This is a genomic window from Streptomyces sp. NBC_00286, assembly GCF_036173125.1.
Taxonomy (GTDB): domain Bacteria; phylum Actinomycetota; class Actinomycetes; order Streptomycetales; family Streptomycetaceae; genus Streptomyces.
Genome location: NZ_CP108054.1, coordinates 856,823 through 869,387, shown reverse-complemented (window position 1 = coordinate 869,387; position 12,565 = coordinate 856,823). Strand labels below are relative to the sequence as shown.

10 protein-coding genes are annotated in these 12,565 nt (G+C 69.6%); 7 read left to right on the top strand and 3 right to left on the bottom strand.

From position 1 onward, the window contains the following. Positions 1-38 precede the first annotated feature (38 nt). The gene (locus tag OHT21_RS04145) at positions 39-1,268 is read right to left on the bottom strand and encodes a glycosyltransferase family 2 protein (protein ID WP_328766836.1); all 1,230 of its coding nucleotides are present in this window, start codon (positions 1,266-1,268) and stop codon (positions 39-41) included. 593 nt (positions 1,269-1,861) lie between these two features. Here OHT21_RS04145 and OHT21_RS04140 point away from each other — a divergent pair. Beyond that, the gene (locus OHT21_RS04140) at positions 1,862-3,013 is read left to right on the top strand and encodes an acyl-CoA dehydrogenase family protein (protein WP_328766835.1); all 1,152 of its coding nucleotides are present in this window, start codon (positions 1,862-1,864) and stop codon (positions 3,011-3,013) included. A gap of 130 nt (positions 3,014-3,143) precedes the next feature. Here the strand turns inward: OHT21_RS04140 and OHT21_RS04135 are convergent, their stop codons facing one another. Next, the gene (locus OHT21_RS04135) at positions 3,144-3,605 is read right to left on the bottom strand and encodes an RICIN domain-containing protein (RefSeq protein WP_328766834.1); all 462 of its coding nucleotides are present in this window, start codon (positions 3,603-3,605) and stop codon (positions 3,144-3,146) included. 182 nt (positions 3,606-3,787) lie between these two features. On the opposite strand from OHT21_RS04135, the gene OHT21_RS04130 reads away from it, so the two are divergent. Further along, a complete protein-coding gene (locus OHT21_RS04130; protein ID WP_328766833.1) occupies positions 3,788-7,603 on the top strand; it encodes an nSTAND1 domain-containing NTPase in 3,816 nt (1,271 codons plus the stop codon). A gap of 24 nt (positions 7,604-7,627) precedes the next feature. Here the strand turns inward: OHT21_RS04130 and OHT21_RS04125 are convergent, their stop codons facing one another. Beyond that, positions 7,628-8,605, bottom strand: coding sequence for an NAD(P)-dependent alcohol dehydrogenase (locus OHT21_RS04125; protein ID WP_328766832.1), 978 nt, complete (start codon positions 8,603-8,605; stop codon positions 7,628-7,630). Positions 8,606-8,708: 103 nt separating this feature from the next. Between OHT21_RS04125 and OHT21_RS04120 the strand changes: the two genes are divergently transcribed. From OHT21_RS04120 to OHT21_RS04100, 5 genes are all read left to right on the top strand, one after another. Continuing rightward, a complete protein-coding gene (locus OHT21_RS04120; protein ID WP_328766831.1) occupies positions 8,709-9,383 on the top strand; it encodes a TetR/AcrR family transcriptional regulator in 675 nt (224 codons plus the stop codon). 127 nt (positions 9,384-9,510) lie between these two features. After that, the gene (locus OHT21_RS04115) at positions 9,511-10,380 is read left to right on the top strand and encodes an alpha/beta fold hydrolase (RefSeq protein ID WP_328766830.1); all 870 of its coding nucleotides are present in this window, start codon (positions 9,511-9,513) and stop codon (positions 10,378-10,380) included. 143 nt (positions 10,381-10,523) lie between these two features. Next, the gene (locus tag OHT21_RS04110) at positions 10,524-10,760 is read left to right on the top strand and encodes a hypothetical protein (RefSeq protein ID WP_328766829.1); all 237 of its coding nucleotides are present in this window, start codon (positions 10,524-10,526) and stop codon (positions 10,758-10,760) included. Beyond that, a complete protein-coding gene (locus OHT21_RS04105; RefSeq protein WP_328766828.1) occupies positions 10,760-11,143 on the top strand; it encodes a toxin Doc in 384 nt (127 codons plus the stop codon). Before OHT21_RS04110 ends, OHT21_RS04105 begins: the two co-directional genes overlap by 1 nt. A gap of 103 nt (positions 11,144-11,246) precedes the next feature. Continuing rightward, the gene (locus OHT21_RS04100; protein WP_328766827.1) at positions 11,247-12,059 is read left to right on the top strand and encodes an SAM-dependent methyltransferase; all 813 of its coding nucleotides are present in this window, start codon (positions 11,247-11,249) and stop codon (positions 12,057-12,059) included. Positions 12,060-12,565: the final 506 nt, after the last annotated feature.

Genomic DNA, 12,565 nt, shown 5'->3' with positions numbered 1-12,565 from the left:
TGCCTCGTGGTCTCGCCGAGGCCGTGTCTGAGGGAGTGTCACGGCTGGAACACACCCTCGCGGTGGCCGCCGGCGGGCGGCCGCTGGGAGCCGTTGCCCGAGAGGGACGCGGCACCCTGGCCTTCGCCGCCGACACTGCTGCTGGAGCGGGTCAGCCAACCCTGCTTGTTCATGGTGATGAAGGCCCACAACTTGATCGGCAGGGAGATCATCACGACCACGAGGGCCAGCAACGGCAGCAGCAGCACCTCCTGCGGATGCCTGCGCAAATGCGAGTAGCCCCGGATACCGCGTCCCACGAAAAGCCAGATCAGAACCAGGACCACCCCGCGGCCGGTCAACTCCAGCCGGCTGAGCAGCAGATAGCCCAGCGCCATGCCCATGGTCACAGGCGTCAGCAGGATCTGCAGCACGGTGATCTTGGTGACCAGCGGGACCCGCCACAGCCAGCCCTTGTGGATCGCCGTCAGATAGCAGCGGTAGGAGTTACGGCTCCAGCGCACCCGCTGCTTGACGAAGGCCCGGAACGAGGACGGGAACATGGACAGCGCCCGCGCACTGCTCTGGTGCACGGTCTTGTACCCGGAGGCCAGCACCAGCCAGGTCAGCCGGCCGTCGTCACCGGCGACGCAACGCCGGCCGAGGAAGAACTCGTTCTCCAGGTTCTCCAGAACGGGGTCGATCGCGGCCCTGCGGTAGGCGGCGGTACGGCCGGACAGACACGCGACGGCACCGGCCCGGCCCATGGCGGGCACGTAGTCGTAGTAGCGCAGGTTGACCAGCCAGTCGGCGATACGCCGCCACACGCTGCTCCGGCGCATGAAGACGTTCTGCTGGGTGCCGACTCCGCCGACCTTCGGGTCGACGAAGGGCATCTGCACGGCGTCGAGGAGCCCCGGCTGCCAGCGGGTGTCCGAGTCGACCAGCACCACGAGTTCGCAGTGCGCGGCCCGGATCCCCACACCCAGCGCGGACCGCTTGCCCCGGTGCTCGAACGCGAGCACCCGCACCCGCCGGTCCTGCACCTCGGACAGCCTGCGGATCACCTCGTGGTCCTGGACATCGGGGACGATGATCACCTCGTCGGGCCCCTGGGCCAGCCAGGTCTCCAGACAGTCGAGCAGGATGTCCGGGTCCTCGCGATAGGCGGGGACCACGACGGACACCGAGGTCCGGTAGTCGTTCACGACCGGCGTGGCAAAGCGGGACAGGATCGCCCGGTAGAGCCAGAGCCCCCAGACGAACGCACCGGCGATACCCAGCGGCATCACCTCACGCCACGACGTCTCCCCAACCGCCGCAACGATCCATGACCAAAAAGCATCGAAGTACTCCGACATCAACAGGTCCCCCCCAGGAACGCACCGGGACTGAGCAAGATCCCAAAAGTGCGGAGTGCCTCATATATGGCGGGGACTCTAGAGGGATATCCATCCTTCCTTCACAGCAGAAACACAAACGTCACCGGAGCTCTGGAGGCGGGCGGGGTGAAGGGTGACCGCCCGGGGCGGGATTAGGCGACGGGAGAAGGGCTGTTTTTAGCCACGTGTACATGACCTAACAGATAGCCATATGCCCTTGCATGCAGGGAAGTTACCTGAGGTAGCAGACATTGCGTCTGTTGCCGTGCATGTCGGGCGGGCCGGCGAAGAGTTCGGTGACGCCCGAGGTGGGCGTGACGGAAGTCACAGCAACGTAATCGTCATCGGTGGCCGCGGAGGTCCTCCGCGTTACGCCCGTCGGCCCCGTGTTACGCCCGTCGGCACCCCGGGAGGCGTGGGAGTGGAATCGGCCCGCATCCGCTAACATAGAATAATTAGCTAGATGAATCGGCGGATTTGGCAAGCTGCGAGGAGTGGCCGTGGACTTCGGGCTGACCGACGAGCAGGACCTGTTGCGCGCGACGGCACGGCAGTTCGTCGCAGACGTCTGCCCCGCCGAGAAGGCGAAGGAGTGGGACGAGGGCGGAGTCGTACCGCCCGAACTGTTCGCGGGCATGGCCGAACTCGGCTGGTTCTCGCTGCCGTTCGCCGAGGACGAAGGCGGTGACGGCGGCGGACCGCTGGAGCTCGTCCTGATCGCCGAGGAACTCGGGCGGGCCAGCTTCGACGTGGCCATGTGCTACATCGGCGTACTCATCCCAGGCATCACCGTGTTCCGCTGGGGCAACGAGGAACAGCGCCACTTCATCCGCGACCGCGTCATGACCGGACGCCACCGGCTCGCCGTCGGCCTCAGCGAACCGGACAGCGGCTCCGACGCCGCCGCGCTCCGCACTACCGCCGAAGACCACGGCGACCACTTTCTTCTGCGCGGCCAGAAGGCCTGGTGCACGGGCGGCGGACTGCCGGACACCACCATCGCGACATACGTGCGTACGGGCCCCCGCGAGCCCAAGCACGGCGGCATCAGCCTGCTGCTCGTCGATCCCAAAACCGACGGCGTCGAAGTGCGGCGGACGCCGACCCTGGCCCGGCACATCCTCGGCACCAACGAGGTCTTCTTCAACGACGCCCTGGTGCCGAAGGAGAACCTGGTCGGCCCGCGTGACGAGGGCTGGAAGGTCATGCTCTCCAACATCGAGCTGGAGAAGGTGATCATCAGCGGCGGTTACCTGGGCGCCGCTCAGGCCACGTTGGACGAGATGCTGGAGTACGCACGTACCCGGCACGCCTTCGGCCGCCCGATCGGCAACTTCCAGTCCCTCGCCCATGCCATGGCCGACCTGCAGACCGAGATCGACTCCGCCCGCCTGCTCGCCTACCGCGCGGCCTGGCTGCTGGCCCAAGGCAAGCCCTGCACCAGGGAGGGCTCGATGGCCAAGCTGAAGGGCTCGGAGACGTACGTGGCCGCCGCCCGACTGGGCATGCAGGTCTGCGCAGGCCACGGCTTCTCGACGGAGAGCGTGATGAGCTTCCGCTACCGCGAATCCATCGTCGCCACGATCTCCGGCGGCACGAGCCAGATCCAGCGCAACGGGATCGCCCGGAGCATGGGCCTGCGGTCCTACTGAGTGCGGAGCTGTCTCAACAACCCGAAACGGCTCGCCAGTTGGCCTGGCGAGCCGTCACGAAGGATCGAGACTCAGCAGCTGTACAGCTCAATCTCGTCGGTGATGTTGTCCCCGTAGCGCTCGGACCGTCTCAGGACCAGCGCTGGGTCGTGCCGCCGTGGCAGCCCACCGTGCGGAGCCCGCGGTCGCTGTCGTCCGCGCAGCGGCCGGTGCCCACGCTCTGGAACTGGATCGCGCCGCCACCGACCTGAGTCACCCTCCACTGCTGGGTCGTGAAGTTGTTGCACCCCACGGTGCGGAACCCGCGGTCGCTGTCGTCCAGACAGCGACCCGTGGCGACGTTCTTCAGCTCGCGGAGGTTGCCGCCCAGGTTGCGCACGTTCCACTGCTGGGTCGTGAAGTTGTTGCACCCCACGGCGCGCAGCCCGCGGTCGCTGTCGTCCAGACAGCGGCCCGTGCCGGCGTTCTTGAACGTCTGCGGGGCAAGCACGGCGACGTCCCCCGCGTCCGCCGCCATGGCCTGAGTGCTCAGCGCACCGCTCAGCGCGAGCGCACCGCCCGCCGCCGCGAGTACGAACCTGTTTCGCCTCATGTGTCGTCTCCTCCCATGGAGCCCGGGCCCTGCGCGAAGTGTCGCCGGGCCGTTCGCCCCCAGGTGTAGCGGCCCTCGAGTTGTTCGCGTTCGGTCACTGGTGCCGAACAAACAAGTCCTGAAAAATGTGACGGCGCAGCGACCACTGCGACACGGGGGAAACCACGCGGGGAGGTGCGGCGATGCCGCGCAAGGAGCGACCGCTGGACGCGGAGAGCGGTCCGTTACTGGAACTGGCCGCAGGGCTACGGCAGTTGAGGCAGAAGGCGGGCAACCCGCCCTACCGGGAGCTGGCGAACAAGGCGCACTACTCGATCTCGACCCTGTCCTCCGCGGCGTCCGGCCAGCGGCTGCCCACGCTGGCGGTGACGCTGGCGTACGTACGCGCCTGTGACGGGGATCTGGAGGAATGGGAGCGCCGCTGGCGGGAGGCAGCGGAGTGCCTGGGCGCCGAGGCGCACACCGACCCCGGCTCGGCGGAGGCGTGCGGCACGCCCCCGCCCTACGCCGGTCTGCGCTCGTTCCGTGAACAGGACGCGGAGTGGTTCTTCGGCCGGGAGCGGCTGGTGGAGGAGCTGGCCGAACGGCTGGAACGGCAGCGGTTCGTGGTGGTGATCGGGGCTTCGGGCTCGGGCAAGTCGTCGCTGCTGAGGGCGGGACTGGTGCCGCGTCTACGGCCCGTGGCGACCACGGTGGTACTGACGCCGGGGCCGCGACCGCTGGAGGAGTGCGCCGTGCAGTTGGGCGCGCTGGCGGGAGTCACGCCGGGCGGACTCTACGAGGAGTTGAAGGAGGATCCGGCGAACCTGGGCCGGGTGGTGCGTCAGGCGATCGCTCGTTCCGGTGCTGACGAACTGGTCCTGGTAGTCGATCAGTTCGAGGAGACCTTCACGCTGTGTCCGGACGACGCAGAGCGGGACCGCTTCATCGCGGCCCTGGTCACCGCCGCCTCGGCCGAGGCCGGGCGGTGCCGGGTGGCCCTGGGCGTACGCGCCGACTTCTACGCGCACTGCACCCACCACGCGCCGCTGGTGGAGGCGATGCGCGACGCGCAGGTGCCGGTCGGGCCGATGAACCTGGACGAGCTGCGCCGGGCGGTGGTGAAGCCGGCCCAGCAGGCCGGACTGACCGTCGAGGGCGCGCTGTTGGCCTCGCTCACGGCACAGGCACACGGCCAGGCCGGAGTACTGCCGCTGCTGTCACACGCCCTGCTGCAGACCTGGCGCCGACGACGCGGCAACGCGCTGACGCTGGCGGCGTTCGATGCGGCGGGCGGACTCGAGGGCGGCCTGGCGCGCACCGCCGAGGAGTTCTACCAGCGCCTCGACCCGGAGCAACGGAAGCTGGCCCAGGGCGTGTTCATGCGGCTGACCGCGCTGGGCGAAGGGACGGAGGACACCCGGCGGCCGGCGCGCCTGGAGGAGCTGGACGGGCTGGCCGGAGCCGACGACGGGGACGTAGGCGCCGTACTGGATCGTGCGGCCGCCGCGCGGCTTCTGACCGTGGACCGCGAGCGGGTCGAGCTGGCCCATGAGGCGCTGATCCGGTGCTGGCCCAGGCTGCACGGATGGCTGACCGAGGACCGTGAGGCCGTACGGGCCCTGCGCCAGCTCACCGACGCGGCCCAGGCCTGGGAGGCGCTGGGCCGGGACCCCGGCGCGCTGTACCGCGGCACCCGCCTCGACCTGGCCACCACCCTGGAGCGCACGTCCTTGTCCGCGCGGGAACGGGAGTTCCTCGACGCGAGCCTGGCCGCCCGCGCGCTGGAACATGCGGCGGTACGGCGACGCGCCCGATTCCGGCACGGGGCGCTGGCCCTGCTGACCGCCCTGCTCGTACTGGCCAGCACGACCGCGGTGTTCGCCGTACGGGCGCAGCGGGCGGCGGACCGGCAACGCGACGCCGCCAGCTCGCAGCGGGCCGCCGAGCGGGCGGCGGCACTGCGGGCGGCCAACCCCGCGCTGGCCGCCCAGTTGAGCCTGGCCGCCTACCGCCTGTCGCCCACCCCCGAGGCCCGCGGCAGCCTGCTCAGCACCTTCGCCACCCCGTACGCCACGCAGTTGCCCGGTCAGGCGAGCGCGGTCAGGGCGATGGCGTTCAGCGCCGACGGCCGGGTACTGGCCACCGGCGACAACGACCGGACCGTGCGCTTGTGGCGGGCCTCGAACGCCCACCGGCCACGCGAGTTGAGCACGCTGCCGCACCTGCCAGGCCCTGTGCGCGCGGTTGCCGTCAGCCCCGACGGCCGTCTGCTGGTCGCGGGAGACGAACTTGGGACGGCAGGGGTGTGGGACATCGGCGACGTACGGCGCCCTCGGCTCGCGGCACGCCTTCCGGCCGCGGCGGGCCCGATCGGCGGACTCGGGTTCGCTTCCGGCGGGCGGACCCTGGTGACAGCCTCCCGCGGCGAGATCCGGCTGTGGCGGCTCTCGGATCCGCGTCGGCCGCGTCCCCTTGCCGCGATCCGTGCGACCGCCGACGTGACCGCGATGGCGTTCCGCCGGGACGGGCGGATGCTGGCCACGGGCCATTCCGACCGTACGGTGCGGCTGTGGGAGGTGACCGCGTCGGGTGACCGGCTGCGGAAGCTGCCGCCCGCGACCGGTCACAGCGGCGAGGTCAAGACACTCGCATTCGCCCCGGACGGCCGCACGTTGGCGACCGGCAGCGCAGACTTCACGGTGCGGCTGTGGGACGTGGCCGGGCCACGCAAGCCCCGGGCCACGGAAGTCCTCTCCGGGCACACCGACGCGGTCAATGCCGTGGGCTTCACCCCCGACGGCCGCACCCTGGCATCTGCCGGCATCGACGGCACCGTACGCCGCTGGGAACTGACCGGCCCCGGCCCCATCCGTGAACCAGCCGTCCTCACAGGCCATACCGGAAGCATCGGAGCGCTCGCCTTCAGCCCCGACGGCCGCACCCTGGCCACCGGCAGCGAGGACCAGACCGCACGTCTGTGGGACTTTCCCGGTCCGGCCATGACCGGCCACACCAGCTCGGTCTACTCCGTCGCCTTCAGCCCCAACGGACGCCTGCTGGCCACGGGCAGCTACGACCGCACCGTACGCCTGTGGAACCTCGCGAACGTCCGCCGCCCCCGCGAACTGGCCCGGCTCACCGGCCCCACAGAAGCCGTCAACTCGGTGGCCTTCCGGCCGGACGGGCGCGTACTGGCCAGCGGCAGCGCCGACGGCAGGCTACGGCTGTGGAGCCTGGGAACACCGCGAAGTCCCCAACTCCTGACCGCCGTTCCCTGCCGCATCGGCCACGTCAACTCGGTGGCGTTCAGCTCCGACGGCCGTACCCTCGCCACCGGCGGCGAGCAGGGCGGCGTACGGCTGTGGGACACAACAGACAAGCGACATCCGCGACTTCTGGCCGCTCTACGCGGAAACAGCGCGGTGGACTCCGTGTCCTTCGCCCCCGACGGCCGCACCCTGGCGGTGGCCGCCCGAAACCGTACAGCCAGCCTGTGGAACGTGGCCGACCGACGCCAACCCAAACGCCTGGCCGTCCTCTCTGGCCACACCGACGCGGTGAAATCAGTGGCGTTCAGCCCCGACGGCCGCACCCTGGCCACCGGCAGCGAAGACCGCACCGTACGACTGTGGGACCTCACCGATCCGCACCACCCGCTCTCCCGGGAGCGGCTGGCCGGCTACACCGACGGCGTCATGTCCGTCGCCTTCGCCCCCGGCGGGCGGACGCTGGCCGCCGCGAGCTCCGACCACACCGTACGGCTGTACGGCCTGACCGGTCGCGGTGCCGCCCGGGAACTGGCCCTGCTGACGGGCCACACCAAACCGGTGGACACCCTCGCCTTCAGCCCCGACGGCCGCACCCTGGCCACCGGCAGCGAGGACTGGACCGCCCTCCTGTGGGACCCCGACGTCCGGCGCGTGGCGACTCGGATCTGCGACACCGCCACCCCGAGCGTCACCCGCGCCGAGTGGCGGCAGTACTTCACTCAGCACAGGTACCGCCCACCATGCTGAGGCGCCTATGCGGGCCACACGCCACTAGATGGTGATCACGAGCTTGCCGCAGGTCCGCCCCTCCAGCATGTACCGGATGGCTGCGGCGGCCTCGTCGAGCGGGTAGGTCCGGTCGATGGTGGGTGAGACCTTGCCCGACTCGATGAGCTCGCGGAGGGCTTCCAGGTCTTCGGCGTTCTCCGAGGAGATGAAGGTCCCGAGCTTCTGGCCGATGAACGGAGACAGCGCAAGTGCCCGGAGTTGGCGGTCGGTTCCGCCGAGCCACCGGCCGTCGGTTTCGCCGCCGACGATGACCAGCCGCCCGGTCGGGGTGAGGGCGCGGCGCAGCTGCGACAGCCGGCTGTTGCCTCCGATGTCGAGGATGACGTCGTAACGGTGGCGGCCGTCCGCGAAGTCCGCCCGGGTGTAGTCGATGACATGGTCCGCGCCGAGCGTGCGGACCGCTTCGACCTTTGAGGTACTGCACACGGCCGTCACTTCGGCTCCGTACGCCTTGGCGATTTGCACGGCGAAGGTGCCCACGCCTCCCGACGCCCCGACGATCAGCACTTTCTGCCCGGTCCGGACTTGCCCCTGGTCGCGAACGGCCTGGATGGCGGTGAGCCCGGAGACGGGTACGGCAGCCGCCTCACCGAAGGAGAGCTCCGCCGGCTTCGGGGCGAGCCTGTCGGTTCGGACGCGCGCGTACTGGGCGAACGAGGCGTCGCAGATGCCGAACACCTCGTCGCCCGGCTTGAAACCCGTCACATCGCCGCCGACGGCCTCGACCGTTCCCGCCAAACTCCGGCCGGGGTTGGGGTACTTGGGCCGACGGAGACCGAACCCTGCCGCCCGGACGGGATACGGCAGACCGGACATGAGGTGCCAGGTGCCGCGGTCCACGCTGGCCGCGTGCACCCGGACCAGGACCTCGTCGCGCCCGATCGTCGGCTTGTCGATCTCTGCGAGACGCAGAACGTTCTCGGGCGAAGGCCCGTACCGCTCTTGGACGATCGACTTCATGGTTCCCCCATTCATAGGCCACAGCGGCCAGGTGTTCCTTACGCCGTAAGGTTTGTCCTTACGGCGTAAGGTTGTCAAGGCCGAATGAGTAGGAGGACCACAGATGACCCCGCGGACCGGACGCGATCGAGCACCCCGAATCCCGCTGAGCCGCCAAAGAGTGCTGCACGCCGCTGTCACCCTGGCCGACGAGAGCGGACTCGAAGCGCTCAGCATGCGCAAGCTCGGGGAGGCGGTCGGGGTCGAGGCGATGTCCCTCTACACGCACGTCGCCAACAAGGAGGACCTGCTCAACGGCATGATCGACTTGGTGTTCAGCGAGATCGATCTGCCCTCCGGCGAGGACGACTGGAAGACGGCGATGCGGCAGCGGGCGCTCTCGATGCGCCGGGTCCTGTCCCGCCACCGCTGGGCGATCGGCCTGATGGAATCGCGGACCTCACCCGGGCCGGAGACGCTGCGGCATCACGACGCCGTCCTCGGATGCCTGCGCAAGGCCGGTTTCTCCGTCGCACTGACCGCGCACGCGTACTCGGCCCTCGACAGCTACATCTACGGATTCGCCCTGCAGGAACGCGACTTGCCGTTCGACACACCCGACGAGACCGCGGAGCTGGCGCAGGCCATCCTGGCGCAGGTCCCGGCCCACCAATTCCCACACCTGGCCGAACTGACCACCGAGCACATCCTCAGCCCCGGCTACGACTACAGCAACGAGTTCGAATTCGGCCTCGACCTGATCCTCGACGGCCTGCAGAGGGCCGGACAGGCCACGTGACGGGCGGCTCCAGCTGGGGAGGGGGGTGGTGCCCGACGCCGCCGCGCGACGCCGTCCGCGCCAAGGCCGTCGAGGCTGCGGGCACAGGGACCGATGAGTTTCCGATGGGGACGGGGTCTGAACGGTTATGACTGCACACAAGCTCGAGACCCCCGAGGTCGACCTCGTCTACGACGTCCACGGTCCGCTGCCGACGGCCGACGGACGCCCGCCGCTGGTCATGATCGGCCAGCCCATGGACGCCACCGGCTTCCGCGTATTGGCGTCGCACTTCCCCGACCGCACCGTGGTCACCTACGACCCGCGCGGCCTCGGCCGCAGTATCCGCAAGGACGGCCGCGTCGACCAGGTACCCCAGATCCAGGCTGCCGACGTGCACGCCGTCATCCAGGCGCTCGGCGCGGGCCCGGTCGAGATGTTCGCGAGCAGCGGCGGTGCGGTGACCGCGCTCGCCCTCGTGGCGGCCTATCCCGAGGACGTGACCACCCTGGTGGCGCACGAGCCGCCGCTCATCGAGGTGCTCCCCGACGCCAAGGCCGCGGAGCGCGCCCGGGCCGGCTTCCGGGATGCGTACCAGGAGAAGGGCTGGGGTGCCGGCATGGCGGCGTTCATCGCGATGACGTCGTGGGAGGGCGAGTTCACCGACGACTACTTCGCCCAGCCCGTACCGGATCCCGCCGCCTTCGGAATGCCGGCCGAGGATGACGGCTCTCGTGACGATCCGCTGCTGTCGGACCGGTCCTGGGCGGTCAGCAGCTACCAGCCCGACGTCGACGCCCTCATGGCGGCGCCGACGCGCATCGTGATCGCCGTGGGCGAGGAGTCCCGGGACACCTTCACCGGACGCACCTCGGTGGCGACGGCCCAGCTGCTCGGTCAGCAGGCGACGGTGTTCCCGAGCCACCACGGCGGCTTCCTCGACGGCGAGTTCGGCTACCCCGGGCAGCCCGAGGCCTTCGCGCGCAAGCTGCGCGAGGTCCTCGACAACGCCGGCTGACGGTCGTCCTGCAGGAATCCGCCGCCCTCACGGGTCGGCGGGCGGGCGGCCGTGCGTACGTCCGTTAACCGTGGGTGACTCCGTCCACGGCTAACGGAGTCACCGGTTCACACGGACGGCACCTACTAGGTACCATCCGGTGTATGCCATCCCTGAACGTGTCCTTCACCGACGAGGAGCTCGAGGGCGTGCGCGCGGCCGCCGCGGCCGAGGGCAAGAGCCTCAAGCAGTACCTGCACGACCTCGGCGTCCGCGAGATGCAGCGCCAGCGGTTCGTCGCCGGAGCCACCACGTGGGCCGACAGGCTGCGCGGCGAGTTCGACGAGGCCTTCCCCGATGAGATGCCGCCCTCCGAACGCGACGGGGCCGCGGCCGCCTGATGCCGCCCATCCTCTACATCGACGTCCCCTGGCTTCTGGACGTCCAGGAGGCCGCCCTCGGACACGAGGACATGACGGTTTCCGACTACTCCGCGCTCGTCGCGGCCGTCGCACGGCACAAGACCAAACTGCCGACCCTCCAAACCTCCGACCCGGACGCCGCATGGCGTGCGGCCGCACTGATGCACACGCTCGTGCGTCTTGAGCCGCTTCCGCACCGCAACGGCTTGTTTGCGGCGTTCGTCACCGCGCAGTACATGGACCAGTCCGGTGAGGGCATCGACCCGCCCTACGGCGCCCTGTCCGACCTCGTACGCAAGATCCGCGACACCCGCCTCAGCGTCCACGCAGTCGCCGACCAACTGCGCTCCTGGAGACTGTGACCAGCCTGGGTTCGCCGTGCGGGGCTGAACTCGCTGAGAAGCAGGGGCCATTGCGGCTAGGTTGGGTGAGAGCCACTGGACGCGCAGCAGGAGGATGTTCTCCATGGGGGACGACGACTCAGCACGGCAGGTAGGGGCCAGGATCGATACGTCGGTGCCGCACTCGGCGCGGATCTGGAACTACTGGGTGGGCGGCAAGGACAACTACAAGGTCGACCGCGAGGCGGGGGACCAGGTGAAAGAGGTGTTCCCGGGCATCGTCGACGACGCCCGTCACACCCGGGCATTCCTGGCGCGAGTTGTCCGCTATCTCGCGGGCGAGGCGGGCATCCGGCAGTTCCTCGACATCGGCACAGGCCTCCCGACCGCCGACAACACGCACGAGATCGCCCAGCGGGTGGCGCCGGAGGCACGGATCGTCTACGTCGACAACGACCCCCTCGTACTGAGGCACGCCCAGGCGCTGCTGACCAGCACCCCCGAAGGCGCCTGCGACTACATCGATGCCGACGTACGCAACCCGGACCTGATCCTGGCCGAAGCCGCCAAGACGCTGGATTTCAACCGCCCCATCGGCCTGATGATGCTCGGGATTCTGGGCAACGTCCCCGACTACCAAGAGGCGCAGGCCGCCCTGAAGCGCCTGCTGGACGCCCTGCCCTCCGGCAGCTACCTCGTCGTCAACGACGGCACAACCACCGACCAGAAACGGAACGAGGCCGTCCGCCAGTTCAACGAGAACAGCGGCAGCCCGCATCCCTACACCAACCGCAGCCCAGAACAGATCACCGCATACTTCCGCGGCCTGGACCTCGTCGAGCCCGGCGTGGTACCCACCTCCACCTGGCGGCCCGACCCCAGCCCGTGGCCGCCCGGCGACGTAGCGGTGCTGTGCGGTGTGGGTCGGAAGAGCTGACGCTGCCGTCGCGTGACGTCGGGTCCGGGGCGGGCCGCCGCAGTCTGTGGTCGCGTGCGGTTGCCCCCGCCGCGGCCGTTTCCCGCCGCCTCAACACTCAGCCCCTGCCGGATAGTTTGGCTCACTCCAGTCCCACAAAACCCCATGCGTGATCGAATCCGGCCGTACACGCGACGGAAGACGGCGAAGGCGTCAGTTGGCCTTCTCGGCGATGCCGGCCACCAACGCCCCGCCTCCGGCGAACGGCAGGCAGAGCAGCGGAATTCCTTTGTGCTCGCGACCCAAGACAGCAACAACTCCTCGACAGCGTAGGGAAGTACGCACCCGAAGTCCGCGCAGCCGAGAAATCCGACCGAAGCAGGTCGGCCGGGCGGGCCGACTCGGCACGCGCAATTGCTTGCTGTGCGGCCCCTCAGCGACGATTACGACAACTCTCTGAATCATCGCGTGAATCCCGGCGACCATACGTCTTGAGCTCTAGTCCATACGCGTCTGTGCCGCGCCTT